Origin of the sequence: Streptomyces sp. P9-A4 (assembly GCF_036634195.1) — a bacterium.
Classification (GTDB): domain Bacteria; phylum Actinomycetota; class Actinomycetes; order Streptomycetales; family Streptomycetaceae; genus Streptomyces.
On sequence record NZ_JAZIFY010000002.1, the window covers coordinates 506,984 to 523,490 of the forward strand.

Below are 16,507 nucleotides of genomic sequence, written 5' to 3' on the forward strand. Positions count from 1 at the left end.
CGCTCCATCCCCCAGCGCCCGTCACTACACCCGTAAAGGGGTGGGTCTGCATGCGCATGCCCCGAGCCATCGCGCTTCTCGCCTGTACCGCCGCTCTCGCGGCCACCACCGCCGCCTGCTCCGGCGCCACGGCCCCGCGGCCGGCCGTCGGCGGCACCGGCGCCGACTTCGAGGTCACCCCCCTCTCGCCGCCCGCCAAGGGCAACCTGGACTCGTTCACCTGGTCGCTGTACGCCGAGCCGTACACGCTCGACTACGCCCTCGCGTACGACTACCCGCCGAACACCGTCCTCGCGAACGTGTGCGAGCAGCTCTTCCGTGTCACCCCCGACATGAAGATCGAGCCCGGTCTCGCCCTGAAGTACACCCAGCCGGACCCGCGCACCCTCGTCTACACGCTGCGCCCCGGGGTGAAGTTCCATGACGGCACCACCATGACCGCGGACGACGTCGTCGCCTCGCTCAAGCGACAGATGGACCCGGCCACCGGCTCCCCCTGGGGCTCCGTCTTCAAGAACGTCGACGCGATCGAGAAGACCGGCCCGCTGGAGGTGACCCTCCGCCTCGGCAAGGCCGACATCCTGCTGAACGAGCTGATGGCCGCCTCCCCCGGCACCATCGAGAGCGCCGCCTACCTCGCGAAGGCCGGCAAGGACTACGGCACTCCCAAGGGCGGGGTGAACTGCACCGGCCCCTTCTCCCTCGCGTCGTGGGACGCCGGCTCGGGCATCACGCTCAAGAAGAACGCCGCCTACTGGGACCCGAAGCTCACCGCCAAGTCCGAGTCCGTGAAGTTCAACTTCATCGAGGACCCGGCGGCCCGCACCAGCGCGTTCCTGTCGGGCACCTCCGACGGCGGGTACATGGTGGCGTCGAACTCCTACGACAAGCTGCGCTCCAGCGGCAAGGGCTCGCTCATCTTCGGCCCGAACACCGCCGCGTCGAACATCGCCGTGCTCGACTTCCACGGCCCGCTCGGCAACCTCAAGGTCCGCCAGGCCCTCTCCATGGCGCTCGACCGGAAGAACATCATCAAGGCCGCCGCCGGCGGTGTCGGCGTCCCCGCCAAGGCTCCCGCCGCACGCGGCGCCTGGGCTCTGTCCCCGGAGAAGACCGCCGCGATCTACGACACGCTGCCCGAGCCCGTGTACGACATCGAGGCCGCCAAGAAGCTCATCCAGGAGGCCGGTGTCTCCGGCCGCACCATCACCCTGGCGACCAGCACGCTCGCGCCCGAGATCAGCGTCGTCGCCAACGCCGTCCAGGACGCCGGCCGCAAGATCGGCCTCGACGTCAAGCTGAAGTCCGTCGCCCCCGAGGCGTACAGCAACATCTTCGTCGACCCGAACGCGCGCGAAGGGCTCGACCTGGTCATCACCCAGGGGTACGACAACACGCCGGACGCGCTGGAGTTCTACCAGTACCTGCGCACCGGGGACTTCGGGAACTACGGCAACTGGTCGAACGCCGAGTACGACGTCGCCTTCGACCGGGCCAACTCGGAGCCCGACACCGCCAAGCGCGCCGACAAGACCGCCGAGCTCCAGAAGATCGCACTGCGCGAGCTGCCGATCCTCTCCGTGTTCGAGGCGCCCTACTCGGTCTTCCTCGGCAAGCGCATCACCGGTGCCCCCACCGGCATAGCCCAGCTGTACTACCCGTGGGCCGCGACGATCGGGGCCGCGAAGTAATGACCCGATACCTCGTCGGCCGGCTCCTCGGGCTGGTGGCGGTGCTGTTCGTGACCTCACTCGTGGTCTTCGGCGCCATCCACCTGGCCCCCGGCGACCCGGTGACCTTCCTGCTCCACGGCCGCCCCGCGACGCCTGAGGCCGTGGCGGCCCTGCGCACCCAGTACCACCTGGACGACCCGATGGCCGTCCAGTACGCGAAGTGGCTCGGCGGCGTCCTCACGGGCGACTTCGGCACCTCCGCCCAGTTCCACCAGGACGTGACCGACCTGATCGCCTCCCGGCTGCCCGGCACGGCCCTCCTCGTCGCGTACGCGGCGCTGCTCGTCGCCCTGATCGGCGTGGGCTCCGGCATCCTCGCCGCGCTGCGCCCCGGCCCGCTGGACCGGACGGTGCTCATCGGCACGGGCGTCGCCACGGCGACCCCGTCCTTCGTGACCGCCATCGCGCTGGTGTCGCTCTTCTCGGTGCAGCTGGGCTGGTTCCCCGGCCCCGGCGGCACCCCGGTGGGCTTCTCCCAGCAGATCTACCACCTGACCCTGCCCGCCTTCGCCCTGGCGATGACCTTCGCGGGACTGCTCGCCCGGGTCACCCGTACGGCGATGCTCGACGAGCTCGGCCGGGAGCACGTCGAGGTGGCCCGCGCCCGCGGTGTCGCGGGCCGGACCGTGGTCCGCCGGCACGTCCTGCGCAACGCCCTCGGTCCGGTCGTCACGGTCGGCGGCACGATGCTCGCCGGCCTCCTCATCAGCACCTCGATCGTCGAGACCGCCTTCGACGTGCCCGGACTCGGCTCGCTGCTCGTGTCGTCGGTGACGGCCCAGGACTTCGCGGTCGTGCAGGCGATCACCCTGCTCAGCGTCGCCGCCTTCGTCCTCGTGAACCTCCTCGTCGACCTTCTCGCGCCCCTCATCGACCCCCGGCTGTCGCTCCACGGGGAAGGCTCCTCATGACCACCACCACCACCTCCACGGTGCCGTACCGCAGGCCCGGTCTCCGCCGGCTGCGCGTCCTCGGCCAGGGCCCCCTCTTCACGGTCTCGGTCGCGGTGCTCGTCGGCCTCGTCCTGGTCGCCCTCCTCGCCCCCGTACTCGCCCCGTACGACCCCGAGGCCCTCGACCTCTCGTCGAGCCTCGTCGGGACCAGTTCCGACCACCTCCTCGGCACTGACCAGTCCGGGCGGGACATCCTGTCCCGGCTGCTCTACGGCGCCCGCACCGGACTCCTCGGACCGCTGCTCGTCGTCGCCGTGTCCACCCTCCTCGGCACCCTGGTCGGCATCGTGGCGGCCTGGCGCGGCGGCTGGGCGGACACGATCCTGTCCCGCTCGATGGACATGGTCTTCGCGATCCCCGGGCTGCTCCTCGCCATCCTGCTCGTGACCGTCGTCGGCTCCGGGATGACCGCCCCGGTGATCGCCATGGCGGTGGCGTACATGCCGTACGTCGGCCGTCTGGTGCGCGGCATCGCCCGCCAGGAGAAGGCCCGCCCGTACATCGAGGCGTACCGGGTGCAGGGCTGGTCCGGGTGGACCGTCTGCGTGCGCCACCTGCTTCCGAACATCGCCCCGACGGTCTTCGCCCAGTCCGCGATGAACTTCGGGTACGCGCTGATGGACCTCGCCGCGCTCTCCTACCTCGGCTTCGGCGTGCAGCCGCCGACCGCCGACTGGGGCGCCATGATCAACGAAGGCCAGTCGGCCGTCCAGCAGGGGGCGATGCTGCCCGCCCTCGCGCCCTCCGCGTGCATCGTGCTCGCCGTGGTGGCGTTCGGCATCGTCGGCGAGGGACTCGCCGACCGGATCGCGAAGCGTGAGCGGTGAACGGCATGAAGGAACACAGCGGCACGACCCCGGTCCTGGAGATCGACGGGCTCGACGTCCGGCTCCCCGAGGGCCGCGCCGGACGGCCCATCCTGGACGGCGTCAGCCTGCGGGTCGGGGCCGGCGAGAGCGTCGGTCTGGTCGGCGAGTCCGGCTCCGGGAAGTCGGTGGCCTGCCGCAGCGTCCTCGGGCTGCTGCCCGGGGGCGCCCGCACCACCGGCGAGGTCCGGGTCGCCGGCCGTGACGTGCTCGCGATGAACCGCACGGAGCTGGCCGAGCTGCGGGCCCGGCAGGTCTCCATGGTCTTCCAGGACCCGCGGGCCTCCGTGAACCCGCTCCGCCGCGTCGGCGACTTCCTCACCGAGGGACTGCGCGCGGCGGGCACCCCGCCGGCCGCGGCCACCGCTCGGGCCCTGGAGCTGCTCGAAGCGGTCGGCATCCGGGACCCGAAGGGCGCCCTGCGCCGCCGGCCGCACGAGTTCTCCGGCGGCATGCTCCAGCGCGTGGTCATCGCCGCGGCGCTCGCCTCCGAACCCGCGCTGCTCGTCGCCGACGAGCCGACGACCGCCCTGGACGTCACGACCCAGGCGGAGATCATCCGGATCCTGACCCGCCTGCGGGCCGAGCGCGGCACGGGCATGCTCTTCGTCACCCACGACCTCGAACTGGCCGCCGCCGTCTGCGACCGCGTGTACGTGATGTACGCGGGCCGGATCGTGGAGACGCGGGGCACCGACGAGCTGTTCGACCGGCCCCGCCACCCGTACACGTCGGGCCTGCTCGCCTGCACGCCGAGCATCGAACCGGGCAGCCCCGCGCCCCGGCCCATCCCGGGACGGCCCGTCTCCCTGGCCGAGACACCGCCCGGCTGCGCCTTCGCCGCGCGCTGCGCCCACGCGCTGCCGCGATGTACCGAGGAGGCACCCGTGCTCGCCCGGCACGGCGACGGATTCGCCGCCTGCCACCGCGCCGAAGAAGGGATCACGCTGTGACCGTGTTGACGAAGGAGGGCCTCGTCGTCGAGGGCCTGCGGAAGCGGTACGGCGACCACACCGCGGTCGACGACGTGTCCTTCACTCTGGCACCGGGCAAGTCCCTGGCGATCGTCGGGGAGTCCGGCAGCGGCAAGACGACGACCGTCCGGATGCTCGTCGGTCTGGAGCGCCCCGACGGCGGCAGCGTCCGCCTCGACGGCCGGGACCGCTCCACCCGGCCCCGAGGCCGGGCCGAACGGCTGGCCAGGGCCCGCGAGATCCAGATGGTGTTCCAGGACCCGTACCTCTCGCTCGACCCCCGGATCACCGTGTCCGGCTGCCTCGACGAGGTACTGCGTCTGCACACCGACCTGGACAACGCCGCCCGTGCGGCCAGGGTCGGTGAACTCCTCGACCAGGTGGGCCTCGGCTCCCGCGAGGCGAGCGCCTTCCCCCGGGGCCTCTCCGGCGGACAGCGGCAGCGGGTCGCCATCGCGCGCGCCCTCGCCGTGGAGCCCCGGGTGCTCGTCCTCGACGAGGCGGTCGCGGCGCTCGACGTGTCGATCCAGGCCCAGATCCTGGACCTGCTGGCCACGATCCGGCGCGAGGCCGGCATCGGCTACCTCTTCGTCACCCACGACCTGGCGGTGGTCCGGCACATCGCGGACGACGTCATGGTGCTGAAGTCCGGCCAGGTGGTGGAGGCGGGCCCGACCGCGCGGGTCCTGGACGCCCCGGAGCACCCGTACACCCGGCTCCTCCTGGCCTCCGTGCCGAGGCGAGGCTGGTCCCCGGAAGAGCTGCGGACGCGCGGGGACGGAGCGTAGCGACGCGCTGTCCGGCGCGTTCCCCTGAGGCGCACATCAGTCCCGCAGCCGGTCGAGGACGGCACGCATCGCCCGTTCCACGGCCTCGCGGGACTCCTCGGTGCGGTCGGTCACCTCGAAGCCGTGGTGGCCGTTCGGCACGTCGACGATCTCGACGTCGGTGCCGTGCTTCACGGCGGCGGTCAGGAACTCCTCGACCGTCGCCGTGAAGGCCGGGTGTTCGCGTCCGGCCCGGGTCAGCACGACCGGCGGCCCGGCCGCCGGGCCGAGCGCCGCCACCGGCCGGAAGCGGGACTCCACCGTCCGCCAGCCGGGCAGTGGCGCCAGGGCGGGGTAGGTCGCGGCCAGGCACCGCAGCCACGGCGGGGGCGCGGCCAGCCAGTCCGCCGCGAGCAGCCCGCCCGTGGAGAAGAACCAGAGCGCGATCCGGTCCCCGTCGACCCGCGGGTCGGCGCGCACCAGCGCGACGGCCTCGGCCAGGTCCTCGGCGGCGAGCGGGTAGTCCGCGAGACCGTGCAGCCGGTGGTCCAGGGTCACACCGACCACGCCCAGGCTCGCCGCGTAGCGGCCGTACCCGAGGAAGAACGGGGTGTCGCGCGGGGTGGGCCGCTGGTCGGGGGCGACGGGCCCGCCGTGCACGAAGACCACGGCGGGCCGGGGCCGGTCGCCGGCCGGCAGATGGAGATCGACCCTGCCCCGGCGTTCCCTGCGCCCTTCGGGCACGTCGAGGAGGAACGGCAGGTCGTGCGCGGGCCGCTCGTGCACCTCCTCCGGTGCGTTCACCCGGTGCCCCTCCCCGGCCGCCGCGCGCAGCAGCGCCCCGGCGAGGACGACGGGGGCCGAGAGCATCGGCCAGTGGCCGGTGTCGACTTCGAGGAAGCGCACCCGGTCCTCGGCGAGCGCGAGGAACTGCGGCGGCCCCGATTCGACCAGCATCCGCACCAGGTCGACGCTGCCCCCGTTTCCGGTGCACAGGATGCCCGTGGACGGCAGCGCGGCCGCCGCACCGGTCAGCCGGAGCGGCCCGGTGAGCGTGCCGGCCGGCTGGGGCACGGCGAGGCGCACCAGCCGTTCCAGCGCCTCGGCCGGAACCCCTTCGGTACTGCCCCAGCGCGCCCAGCCGCCCGGCTGCGGCGGCGCGACCGACGCGATGTCCTCGCCGCTGCGGGCCGCCTCGGCCAGTCGTGCGCGGACCTCGGGGTCGGGTGCGGAGTCCACCCAGGCCGCGCCGTTCTCGGGGAGGGCCGTGTCGATCGAGACGATCCGGGCGACGCGGCCGGCGCGCCGGTCGGCGGCGCCGAACACCGGGAACAGGCCGTAGCCGTGCCCCACGAGGACCACCTCGGGTGCGTCGATCCCGTCGACCAGCCGCGCGAGGTACTCGACGTGCGTCTCCAGATCGGCACCGGCACCGGTTTCGTCCCTCCGCTCTCCGAGACCGGGCAGGGTCACCGGGTACGCCTCGGCTCCCGCCTCCCGCAGCAGGGCGGCCACCTCCTCCCACACCCAGCCTCCGGTGAAGGGGCCCGGCACCAGCACGAACGCCGTCATGGTCGTCTCCTCGGCACATCAGTGGGTCGCTGTGCCGCCACGCTAGGAACTCCCCCTGCGGGAGATTCAAGTCCGGGAGGGGAACGGTCTCGGGGCCGCACGGCGGGGCAGGCCGTGCCGCACACTGAAGTCGACCACCAGAGACGTACGCGGGGTTCCGGGCGGGCCCCTGAGGGGGGCTCACGTCGTGTCGACCGACGGGCTGTGGAGCATCGGGGAGCTCGCCGAACGCGCGGGGACCACCGTGAAGACCGTGCGCTACTACTCCGACCGGGGACTGCTGCCCGAGGCCGTGCGCAGCTCCGGCGGGCACCGCCGGTACGGCCCCGAGGCGCTCGACCGGCTCGTCCTCATCCGCTCCCTGCGCTCCCTCGGACTGCCCGTCCCCGATGTCGAGCGGGTCCTCGACCGTGACGAGGCCCTGGAGGAGGTCGTGTCGGGCCGGTTGCGCGAGCTGGGCGGCCAACTGGCCGCGCTGCGCTGGCGCGAGGCGTCGCTGCGGCTGGTCCGGGACGCCCCGGCCGGGGAGCGGTCCGAGCGGCTGCGGCTGGTCGGCGCGGTGCCGCTGCCGCCCGACACGACGGCGCTTGCCCGGTTCTGGCGCCGTGTCCTGCCGGCCCGGCTGCCGGGCCGGGTGGTGACGGCGGTCCTGGACTCGGTGGTGCCGACGGCTCCGGCGGAGCCGACTCCCGCGCAGGTACTGGCCTTCGCGCGGCTGCACGACCTCGTCTCGGGCCGGCGCCTCGACGAGGCCGAGGTGCGGGCGGCGCGTCCGCTGCCGGACGGGGAGTACCGGCCGGACGTGCTGTACGAGGGGCTGGCGGAGGCGTACGAAGCGGCCTGGGACGCGGTACGCGCCGGGCGGGGCCCGGCGGACGCGGGGGTCCTGGACGGCTTCGTCGCCGCCTACGCCCACGCGCTCGGGGTCCATGACACCCCGGCGTTCCGGCGCCGGCTGACCGGTCTGCTGGCGGCCCGGGAGGGTCCCCTGATCGTCCGCTACTGGAAGCTCGCCGACGCCCTGTTCGCCCCCGACGAGCCGGTCCTCGGCGTCCTCCACCACCAGCTCTCCACCGCGCTGCGGGCCGAGGTCCGGGAGCGCACGGCCTGACGCCGTCTCCCGCGCCGGTGTACGGGCCTACGCCTCCCGGGCGGCGCGCTGAGCCGCGCGGGCGGGCCGGGGTCCGGCCGCCGTGTGGAGGTGCTGGGCCCGGGGCCGGGCGGGCGGCGCGGCCCGCAGGGTGTCGGTGAGGGTGTAGCCGCAGGCCAGGGCCGTCCGGCAGGAGCCCTCGTTGCCGACGGCGTGCACGAGTTCCAGGGCGCGCCCCGCGAAGGGCCCTTCGTCGTGCGCCGCCCACCGGGTGACGAGCGTGAGGGCCCGGGTGGCGATCCCGCGCCCCCGTGCCTCGGGGGCCGTCCAGTAGCCGACGCGTACGGGTGCCGCGCCCGCGCCGGTGAGGGCGATGTGTCCGAGCGCCGGCGAAGGGCCCGTCGCGGTGTCCTCGGTGACGGCGAACGCCGCCCGGCGTCCGGCCGCCCACCCCTCGTTCTGGGCGTCCACCCAGGTACGCGCCTGCTCGGCGGTGTCCAGGTGGGTGGCGAGCCATGCGCGCAGCTGCGGGTCGCGGTGGTGGCGTACGAGCGTCCCGGCGTCCTCGTACGTCCACGGGCGGAGCAGCAGGGGGACGGTGGGGTGCGTTCGGCCGCCGTCACCCGCCCTGCGAGCCGTGCCTTCGGGGGATTCACGGAGGGTGACGTACGGAGGGCGCATGACCGGACGGTACCCGTCCGCCCGGCGTCCGGCGCACCCGGGCGGGTGGAGATCGGCGGCAGGTGGGTGAACCGGCGCATGCGCCGTCACGAGGCGGGGATGGCGCGCACGACGCACGCTGGAGGCAGGACGAGGAGGTGGTGCCGGTGTCGGGGCCGAAGACCGGGGAGGCGATGGGAGCACCGTGCTGGCTGAATCTGGCCGCACGGGATCTGGGCGCGGCGAAGGGCTTCTACGGGGCGGTGCTGGGCTGGACGTTCCGGCACGGTTCCCTGGGCGAGGCGTTCGCGGTGGCCGAGCGGGACGGCGTACCGGTGGCCGGGATCGCGGCGCTGGCCGCCGAGCCGGCGATGCCGGTGGCCTGGACGGTGTTCTTCGCCGTCGACGACGCCGATACGGCGGTCGCCCGGATCAGGGAGCGCGGCGGCACGGTCGGGGTGGGGCCGGTCGCCTTCCCGCCGGGCCGTGCGGCGCTCGCCACCGATCTGGAGGGCGCGGCGTTCGGGGTGTGGGAGGGGGAGCTGATGTCGGGCTGGCACGTCGGTGAGCGGCAGGCGCCGGCCTGGCTGGAGCTGCACACGCGCAACGCGTTCGACGCGGCGGTGTTCTACGGCGGGGTGCTCCGCTGGGCGGACGGGAGTCCGGGCAGCTGCGAGGTCTCGTACGAGCACGACGCGGTGGTGCTGCGGCGCGAGGGCGAGGCCGTGGCCCGCCTGGACAGCGGTCCGGTCGAGTCCGCCTCGTCGACTCCGCAGACGAGGCCCCGGTGGCTCGTACGGTTCCGGGTGCGGGACCTGGCGGCGGCGAAGGCCTCGGTCGTGGAGCACGGCGGGGAGCTGGTCCCGGGCGGCGAGTGGGGCGGGGTACGCCCTCCGGCGGGCGAGGACGGACGCCGGGCGGTGGTGCGGGACCCGGACGGGGCCCTGTTCACGCTGGAGGCGGAGGACCTGGGCGCCGCGCCCGGCGGGGACGGGCCGTAGGGCGGTCGCCGTACAGGCGAAGGGCCCCGCCCACCGCGTCTCGGCGGTGGGCGGGGCCCTTTCCCTGGAGGACTCTCCGGAAGTCGGGCTCTCAGGCGGTGGCCTCGGACGCGGCCACCGGAGCGCTCCCGGCACCGGCACCGGCCGGGTCGCCCGCACCGGCCGCCGCGACCCGGGCCGGGATCAGGGCGGCGACGACGGCGGCGACCAGGCCGACCCCGCAGCCGATGAGCATGGCGACGCGGAAGCCGTCCTCGGAGGGCAGCGCGTGGCCGCCGAGGGTCGTGGTCATCTGGGCGAGGACGACACCGATCACGGCGGCGGACACGGAGGTGCCGATGGAGCGCATGAGGGTGTTGAAGCTGTTCGCGGAGGCGGTCTCCCGCAACGGGACGGCGCCCATGATGAGGGCCGGCATGGCTCCGTAGGCGAGGCCGACGCCGGTGTTGCAGATGAGGGTCACGGCCAGCAGCCCCCAGGTGGAGCCCATCAGGGCGAGCGAGGAGCCGTATCCGGCGGCGATGACCAGGGCGCCGACGGAGAGCGTGACCTTGGGGCCGCGGGCGGCCGAGAGCTTGGCGCCGAGCGGCGCGAGAATCATCATCATCAGGCCGGCCGGGGCCATCCACAGGCCCATGGCCATCATCGACTGGCCGAGTCCGTAGCCGGTGGCCTCGGGCAGCTGGAACAGCTGGGGGACGACCAGGGACTGCGCGTACATGGCGAATCCGACGAGGACGGACGCCAGGTTGGTCATCAGGACGACCGGGCGGGCGGTGACGCGCAGGTCGACGAGGGGTTCGGGGGTACGGAGCTCCCAGCGGCCCCAGGCGAGCAGGACGACGACGGCGACGGCGAAGAGGCCGAGGGTGGTGGCGCTGCCCCAGCCCCAGGTGGCGCCCTTGGAGACGGCGAGCAGCAGGGCGACGAGTCCGATGCCGAGGCCGAGGGCTCCGGGGATGTCGAAGCGGCCCGTGGCGGGGGCGCGGTGGCCTGCGGGGGCGACGCGCCAGATCAGGATGCCGACGACGACGCTCAGGCCGGCGGCGACCCAGAAGAGCACGCGCCAGCTGGCGTTCTCGGCGACGGCGGCGGAGAAGGGCAGGCCGAGGGCGCCGCCGACGCCCATGGAGGCGCTCATCAGGGCGATGGAGCCGCCGAGCTTCTCGGGCGGCAGGATGTCGCGCAGCAGGCTGATGCCGAGGGGGACGACGCCCATGCCGAGGCCCTGGAGTCCGCGTCCGACGATCATCGGGACGACGGAGGAGGCGAGCGCGCAGACCACCGAGCCGGCGACGAGCGGGATGACGGAGACGAGCAGGACGCGCCGCTTGCCGAGGGTGTCGCCGAGCCGTCCCGCGACGGGGGTGGCGACGGCGCCCGCGAGCAGGGTGGCGGTGATGACCCAGGACGCGTTGGACGCGGTGGTGTCGAGCAGCTTGGGCAAGTCGCCGATGAGCGGCACCACCAGTGTCTGCATGAGTGCGGCCACGATGCCCGCGAGCGCGAGGACGCCGACGACGCCTCCGGGTCGGGCGTCGGGCTTGGAGCCGTCCACGGGTTCTCCCTCGGTACTTCTTCGGATTTTCGGAACTGTAGTGTGCATCATGCACATCGATTGCAGCATGCACAAGTTGTGCTGGATGCATGCACTCCGGCGACAGGAGAGAATGGACACATGGACAAGCCCACCCACCTGGTCGAGTTCGAGAGCATGCTGATCGGACGGCACACACACCTGTACGGGCCGCGCTCCCGGGCGGCCGGCGGCCACCTCGACCGCAGCGCGTACGTCCTGCTCACCCGCATCCGGATGCACGGGCCGATGTCCATCGGACAGCTCAGCGAGGCCTTCGGCCTCGACGCCTCCACCCTCAACCGGCAGACGGCGGCGATGCTGCGCGCCGGAGTCGTGGAGCGCATCCCCGACCCGGACGGCGGGATCGCCCGCAAGTTCCGCATCACGGACGAGGGCGAGCGCCGCCTGGAAGCCGACCGGACCTCGAACATCGAAGGCCTGGAACGGGTGATGGAGCACTGGTCCCCCGAGGACGTGGCCCACTTCGCCGCCTACCTGGAACGCTTCAACCGGGACATCGAACGCCTGGAGGGCCGCCCCTGGCCCCGGCCGTGACCCACCCCGTCAGGCGTGGCGCGGCGCCACCTCCCAGGCGCCGCGCCGACCGAACCCCTCAGGCGCCCCGCCGCATCGCCGCCCGCCGGTCCGTCGCCGCCAAGGCCGTGTTGACCAGCGCCACCGCCGCGAACGTCACCGCCCACCCCGGTCGGTCCAGAGCGTAGAGCGCGAGTGCCGCCGCGCCGAAGACCAGGGCCTTCACCGCCAGGACTGCCGCCAGCGACACTTGGAACCGCGCCTTCGGGGCGGCGAACAGGCCCCAGACGACGGCCGCCAGCGCGGGCGCGGCTGCCGCCAGCAGGAGTCGTAGCGCCGTGTTCTCCGCGCTCTCCCAGCCCCACCAGGCCAGCACCGCCAGGGCCGCGAGCTCCAGCAGGAACGCCAGCCCTTCGTTGAACACGCTCAGCGGGGCGGGCAGCTTCATCGGGAACCTCTCGACGTCCATCGCACACGCGGGCCGCCCCGAGCGTAGACGCCGCTTCCGTCAGAAGTCTTTACCTCCGGGTCCCGGCAGCGGTAACTTCCGCCCGACGCAAGACGTTTCAGAAACTTTCCGACTGTGTTTCCAACGGCGCCGATCCCCGTCCCCCCAACCGGCCCGTACGGAACGCGCCTCCGCCTGGAGCATCAGATGAGCCGCATCCCCACCCGTCCGCCCGGACGCCCGCTGGCCGTCCTGGCCGTGGCCGCCGGCCTGGTCGGCCTGCTCGCCGCCCCACCCGACGCCCCCTCCCCCCGCACCGCCCCGGCCGCGGCCACCGCCGACACCACGGCGACCGTCTTCTACTGGACGAAGACGAAGAACTGGGCCGCCTACAACCTGCATTACGCCCCCGACGGCGGCGCCTGGACCACGGTCCCCGGTGTCGCCATGGAGCCCGCCTGCACGGACTGGGTGAAGAAGACCGTCACCCTGGGCACCGCCACCGGGCTGGCGGCCACCTTCAACAACGGCAGCGGTACCTGGGACAACAACGGCGGCAAGAACTACGCCCTGGGCACCGGGAACATCACTGTCAAGGACGGGGTCGTCGCCCACTCCGACCCCTGCGCCGGAACCGGTCCGGACCCGACGCCCTCCCCCGGCGCCAGGGCCACCGTCTACTACTCCACCGAGGCCCTCGGCTGGTCCACCGCCAACATCCACTACCAGCCCGCGGGCGGCGCCTGGACCGCCGTCCCCGGCGTCGGCATGCGGGCCGCCTGCGCGGGCTGGTGGAAGCGCGAGATCGACCTCGGCACCGCCACCTCCCTCAAGGCCGCCTTCAACAACGGCAACGGCACCTGGGACAACAACAAGGGCTCCGATTACGCCCTCGGCACCGGCGTCAGCAGCGTCAAGAACAACGTGGTGACGGCGAACGCCGCCGACCCGTGCGCCGCCGAGGCACCCGACACCCAGGCCCCGACCGCCCCCGCGCGGCTCACCACGGTGGCCGACGGCACCTCGGTGCTGCTCACCTGGGACCCCGCCACCGACGACAGGGGCGTGACGAAGTACCAGGTCACCCGGGTCGGCGGCAGCGGCGGCACGGTCGTGACGGACATCGCCTCCACCGTCTTCTCCGACACGGGCCTCGCCCAGCGGACCGCGTACACCTACACGGTGAGGGCCGTGGACGCCGCCGGGAACGTCTCCGCCGCCTCCGCCCCCGCGACCGCCACCACCGGGGACGCGCCCACGACGCCCGCCACCGGGAAGCCGCTGGGCACCGACCCGCGCAAGGACCCGATCTACTTCGTCCTCACCGCCCGCTTCAACGACGGCGACCCGTCGAACAACCGCGGCGGCAGCCAGCACACCAAGTCGGGCAACGCCGCGAACGACGACCCCATGTTCCGGGGCGACTTCAAGGGCCTCATCCAGAAGCTGGACTACGTCAAGGGCCTCGGGTTCTCCGCGATATGGGTCACCCCGGTGGTCCTCAACCGTTCGGACTACGACTACCACGGCTACCACGGCTACGACTTCTACAAGGTCGACCCGCGCCTGGAGTCCGCGGGCGCCTCCTACCAGGACCTGATCGACGCGGCCCACGCCAAGGGCATGAAGATCTACCAGGACGTCGTCTACAACCACTCCTCCCGCTGGGGCGCCAAGGGCCTGTTCGTCCCCACCGTCTACGGCGTGCGCGACAGCCAGTGGAGCTGGTACTACGACGAGAAGCAGCCCGGCTTCGAGTACGACGGCCTGACGATCGACCCGAAGAGCGGGAAGTCGTACTACAACGGCGACCTGTGGTCGACGGCCGAGCCCACCGGCAACACCTGCGTCAACTGGGGCAAGCCGACCGGCGGGAAGAGCGCCGAGGGCTACACGGTCTACAACTGCCAGTGGCCGAGCCCCACTTCGGGCATGTTCCCGAAGTCGCTCTACCACCAGTGCTGGATCGGCAACTGGGAGGGCGAGGACTCGCGCTCCTGCTGGCTGCACGAGGACCTGGCCGACTTCAACACCGAGAACCCGACCGTGCAGAACTATCTGATCGGCGCGTACGACAAGTACATCGACATGGGCGTCGACGGCTTCCGCGTCGACACGGCCGTGCACATCCCCCGGACGACCTGGAACCGCCGCTTCCTGCCGGCCGTCCAGGAGCGGGTGACCCAGCGGCACGGGGCCGAGGCGGCGAAGAACTTCTTCGTCTTCGGCGAGGTCGCCGCTTTCGTCAACGACAAGTGGAACCGCGGTTCGGTGAACCACTCCGCGCAGTTCCACACCTGGAAGGAGCGCAAGGAGTACGACGCCGACGACACCAGGGCCGCCCTGGAGATGTACGACTACGAACAGCAGCAGGGCACGGGTAACCAGCCCACCTCGACGAACGCCTTCCTGTCCGGGAACAGCTACCACACCCCCGACCACAGCCGGTTCTCGGGCATGAACGTCATCGACATGCGCATGCACATGAACTTCGGCGACGCGTCGAACGCCTTCTTCAACGGCAAGGACTCGGACGACAGTTACAACGACGCCACCTACAACGTCGTCTACGTCGACAGCCACGACTACGGCCCGAACAAGTCGAGCGAGCGGTACGCGGGCGGCACGGACGCCTGGGCCGAGAACATGTCCCTGATGTGGACCTTCCGGGGCATCCCGACGCTCTACTACGGCTCCGAGATCGAGTTCCAGAAGGGGAAGAAGATCGACTGCGGGCCGGCCTGCCCGCTCGCCGACACCGGCCGCGCCTACTTCGGTGACCATGTCGCAGGATCCGTCACGGCCTCCGACTTCTCCCGGGTCGCCTCGGCCTCCGGTGCGGTCGCGACGACCCTGCAACAGCCCCTGGTGCAGCATGTGCAGCGGCTCAACCTGATCCGGCGCGCGATCCCCGCGCTCCAGATGGGCCAGTACTCCACCGAGGGCATCTCCGGCGGCATGGCTTTCAAGCGGCGCTACACCGCGGGCGGCACGGACAGCTTCGCTCTGGTCACGGTCACGGGCAGCGCCACGTACACGGGCATCCCCGACGGCACGTACACGGACGCCGTCACCGGCGAAGTCCGCGTCGTCACCGGCGGCACCCTCACCGTCGCCGCCCCCGGCAAGGGCAACCTGCGGGTGTACGTCCTGAACGGCCCCGGCAGGATCGGGACTTCGGGCCCGTACCTGAAGTAGCCGAAGGGCCCGGCCCCGCTACCCCAGCGGTGTGCGGTGCAGGGTGACAAGGAGGCGCCAGACCTGGTGGGCGATCCGGTCGGGGTCACCCTCGACCAGGCCGTGCAGCCAGTCCGCCAGCACCCCGGCGAAGGTCGCGGCGACGGCCGAGGCGATCAGCTCCGGCTCGGGCGCGCCCGCCAGGCTGCGCTCGTGGAAGCTGCGGGCCCGCAGGTCCTCGTGGAGCACGAGACCGAGCGGCCCGCCGCCCCCCGGGCGCAGCAGGGCGCGGTAGAGGCCCGCGTGCGGGGCGAGGCCGGTGAGGAACTCGCGGAGCGCGGGCGGCGGGGCCGCCGGGTCGGGGACGCCGCGCCAGGCGTGCAGTGCGTCGACCGCCTCGCGGACCACGTCGGCGCAGGCGTCGACGGCCAGCGCCTCCAGGTCGGCGTAGTGGACGTAGAAGGTGGCGCGGCCGACTCCGGCCCGGCGGACCAGGGTGGCGATGGTGACCTCCGGCAGCGGGCGCTCCGCGCACTCGTCGAGGAGGGCCTGCCTCAGCTTGGCCCGGGTCCTGGCGGCGCGGGGGTCGCCCGGCGCCGGCTCCGTCGGCCGGTTCACCGGCTGAGGAGTACGGCGCCGAGGGCGAGCGCGCCGGGGAGCGCCTGGGCGACCAGGATGCGGCGGTTCGCGGTGGCGCCGCCGTACAGGCCGGCGATGACGACGAAGGCGAGGAAGAAGATCTGCACCCGGTGTCCGGTGGGGTCCCCCGCGATCAGCCCCCAGACGAGTCCGGCGGCGAGGAAGCCGTTGTAGAGGCCCTGGTTGGCGGCGAGCGGCGCGGTGGCGCGGGCCATCTCGGCGTCGAAGCCCGACAGTTCGCGCCCCGGCTTCCGCTCCCACAGGAACATCTCCAGGACCAGGATGTACGCGTGCAGGGCGGCCACCAGGCCCACCAGCACGTTCGCGGTCGTCTCCATCGCCTACTCCTTCACCCTGATTTCCTGGACAGATGTCCAGCATACATGGACACCTGTCCAGGATCTCCCTGGGCCGTGTCTGAACGCTTCCTTCCGCCCGGGGAGTCTGGGATCTTGCCTCCACCCCACACACCACAGGGCCCGGCGGGCGCCACCCGCGCCACCGGGCCATCGGA

Annotated in this window: 15 protein-coding genes; 9 read left to right on the plus strand and 6 right to left on the minus strand. The window is 72.9% G+C overall.

The window, feature by feature from the left end; all coding sequences use genetic code 11:
* The first annotated feature begins 50 nt into the window (after positions 1-50).
* From V4Y03_RS32930 to V4Y03_RS32950, 5 genes are read left to right on the plus strand one after another with little or no spacing between them, the layout of a single operon-like run.
* A complete protein-coding gene (locus tag V4Y03_RS32930; RefSeq protein ID WP_332437628.1) occupies positions 51-1,691 on the plus strand; it encodes an ABC transporter substrate-binding protein in 1,641 nt (546 codons plus the stop codon).
* Positions 1,691-2,644: an ABC transporter permease gene (locus V4Y03_RS32935; RefSeq protein WP_317876095.1), complete on the plus strand. Its 954-nt coding sequence runs from the start codon at positions 1,691-1,693 to the stop codon at positions 2,642-2,644. The genes V4Y03_RS32930 and V4Y03_RS32935 overlap by 1 nt, the downstream gene beginning before the upstream one ends.
* On the plus strand, positions 2,641-3,513 hold the full coding sequence (locus tag V4Y03_RS32940; protein WP_317876096.1) for an ABC transporter permease: 873 nt from the start codon (positions 2,641-2,643) through the stop codon (positions 3,511-3,513). The genes V4Y03_RS32935 and V4Y03_RS32940 overlap by 4 nt, the downstream gene beginning before the upstream one ends.
* A 5-nt stretch (positions 3,514-3,518) precedes the next feature.
* Complete coding sequence (locus V4Y03_RS32945; protein ID WP_317876097.1) at positions 3,519-4,505, plus strand: ABC transporter ATP-binding protein; 987 nt, start codon at positions 3,519-3,521, stop codon at positions 4,503-4,505.
* Between the two features lie 5 nt (positions 4,506-4,510).
* Complete coding sequence (locus V4Y03_RS32950) at positions 4,511-5,314, plus strand: ABC transporter ATP-binding protein (RefSeq protein WP_332437780.1); 804 nt, start codon at positions 4,511-4,513, stop codon at positions 5,312-5,314.
* 36 nt (positions 5,315-5,350) lie between these two features.
* Here the strand turns inward: V4Y03_RS32950 and V4Y03_RS32955 are convergent, their stop codons facing one another.
* A complete protein-coding gene (locus V4Y03_RS32955) occupies positions 5,351-6,865 on the minus strand; it encodes an alpha/beta fold hydrolase (protein ID WP_332437629.1) in 1,515 nt (504 codons plus the stop codon).
* 187 nt (positions 6,866-7,052) lie between these two features.
* On the opposite strand from V4Y03_RS32955, the gene V4Y03_RS32960 reads away from it, so the two are divergent.
* Positions 7,053-7,976, plus strand: coding sequence for a helix-turn-helix domain-containing protein (locus V4Y03_RS32960; protein WP_332437630.1), 924 nt, complete (start codon positions 7,053-7,055; stop codon positions 7,974-7,976).
* A gap of 27 nt (positions 7,977-8,003) precedes the next feature.
* Here the strand turns inward: V4Y03_RS32960 and V4Y03_RS32965 are convergent, their stop codons facing one another.
* Positions 8,004-8,636, minus strand: coding sequence for a GNAT family N-acetyltransferase (locus tag V4Y03_RS32965; protein ID WP_332437631.1), 633 nt, complete (start codon positions 8,634-8,636; stop codon positions 8,004-8,006).
* Between the two features lie 173 nt (positions 8,637-8,809).
* Between V4Y03_RS32965 and V4Y03_RS32970 the strand changes: the two genes are divergently transcribed.
* Positions 8,810-9,616 carry a VOC family protein gene (locus V4Y03_RS32970; protein WP_443079918.1) on the plus strand — a complete coding sequence of 269 codons (807 nt, stop codon included), beginning with the start codon at positions 8,810-8,812 and terminating at the stop codon, positions 9,614-9,616.
* Positions 9,617-9,707: 91 nt separating this feature from the next.
* On the opposite strand, the gene V4Y03_RS32975 is transcribed toward V4Y03_RS32970, so the two are convergent.
* Positions 9,708-11,174: an MFS transporter gene (locus tag V4Y03_RS32975; RefSeq protein ID WP_332437633.1), complete on the minus strand. Its 1,467-nt coding sequence runs from the start codon at positions 11,172-11,174 to the stop codon at positions 9,708-9,710.
* A 120-nt stretch (positions 11,175-11,294) separates the two neighbouring features.
* Here V4Y03_RS32975 and V4Y03_RS32980 point away from each other — a divergent pair, with 120 nt between their 5' ends.
* Positions 11,295-11,750, plus strand: coding sequence for a MarR family winged helix-turn-helix transcriptional regulator (locus tag V4Y03_RS32980; protein ID WP_317877757.1), 456 nt, complete (start codon positions 11,295-11,297; stop codon positions 11,748-11,750).
* A gap of 58 nt (positions 11,751-11,808) precedes the next feature.
* Here V4Y03_RS32980 and V4Y03_RS32985 read toward each other — a convergent pair whose 3' ends face one another.
* Positions 11,809-12,177: a YrdB family protein gene (locus tag V4Y03_RS32985; protein WP_332437634.1), complete on the minus strand. Its 369-nt coding sequence runs from the start codon at positions 12,175-12,177 to the stop codon at positions 11,809-11,811.
* Positions 12,178-12,384: 207 nt separating this feature from the next.
* Here V4Y03_RS32985 and V4Y03_RS32990 point away from each other — a divergent pair, with 207 nt between their 5' ends.
* Positions 12,385-15,375 (plus strand): carbohydrate binding domain-containing protein, encoded by a 2,991-nt coding sequence (locus V4Y03_RS32990; RefSeq protein WP_332437635.1) that lies wholly within the window; start codon positions 12,385-12,387, stop codon positions 15,373-15,375.
* Positions 15,376-15,393: 18 nt separating this feature from the next.
* Here V4Y03_RS32990 and V4Y03_RS32995 read toward each other — a convergent pair whose 3' ends face one another.
* Together V4Y03_RS32995 and V4Y03_RS33000 are read right to left on the minus strand one after the other, a co-directional pair.
* Positions 15,394-15,972 (minus strand): TetR/AcrR family transcriptional regulator, encoded by a 579-nt coding sequence (locus tag V4Y03_RS32995; RefSeq protein WP_317877754.1) that lies wholly within the window; start codon positions 15,970-15,972, stop codon positions 15,394-15,396.
* Positions 15,969-16,331 (minus strand): DUF1304 domain-containing protein, encoded by a 363-nt coding sequence (locus tag V4Y03_RS33000; protein ID WP_317877753.1) that lies wholly within the window; start codon positions 16,329-16,331, stop codon positions 15,969-15,971. Before V4Y03_RS33000 ends, V4Y03_RS32995 begins: the two co-directional genes overlap by 4 nt.
* Between the last annotated feature and the right edge of the window lie 176 nt (positions 16,332-16,507).

Bases quoted from the DNA above. Each gene is read 5' to 3' on its own strand.
- V4Y03_RS32930 (WP_332437628.1), top strand. From the start codon at position 51: ATGCGCATGCCCCGAGCCATCGCGCTTCTCGCCTGTACCGCCGCTCTC.
- V4Y03_RS32935 (WP_317876095.1), top strand. From the start codon at position 1,691: ATGACCCGATACCTCGTCGGCCGGCTCCTCGGGCTGGTGGCGGTGCTG.
- V4Y03_RS32940 (WP_317876096.1), top strand. From the start codon at position 2,641: ATGACCACCACCACCACCTCCACGGTGCCGTACCGCAGGCCCGGTCTC.
- V4Y03_RS32945 (WP_317876097.1), top strand. From the start codon at position 3,519: ATGAAGGAACACAGCGGCACGACCCCGGTCCTGGAGATCGACGGGCTC.
- V4Y03_RS32955 (WP_332437629.1), bottom strand. From the start codon at position 6,865: ATGACGGCGTTCGTGCTGGTGCCGGGCCCCTTCACCGGAGGCTGGGTG.
- V4Y03_RS32965 (WP_332437631.1), bottom strand. From the start codon at position 8,636: ATGCGCCCTCCGTACGTCACCCTCCGTGAATCCCCCGAAGGCACGGCT.
- V4Y03_RS32970 (WP_443079918.1), top strand. From the start codon at position 8,810: ATGGGAGCACCGTGCTGGCTGAATCTGGCCGCACGGGATCTGGGCGCG.
- V4Y03_RS32980 (WP_317877757.1), top strand. From the start codon at position 11,295: ATGGACAAGCCCACCCACCTGGTCGAGTTCGAGAGCATGCTGATCGGA.
- V4Y03_RS32985 (WP_332437634.1), bottom strand. From the start codon at position 12,177: ATGAAGCTGCCCGCCCCGCTGAGCGTGTTCAACGAAGGGCTGGCGTTC.
- V4Y03_RS32990 (WP_332437635.1), top strand. From the start codon at position 12,385: ATGAGCCGCATCCCCACCCGTCCGCCCGGACGCCCGCTGGCCGTCCTG.
- V4Y03_RS33000 (WP_317877753.1), bottom strand. From the start codon at position 16,331: ATGGAGACGACCGCGAACGTGCTGGTGGGCCTGGTGGCCGCCCTGCAC.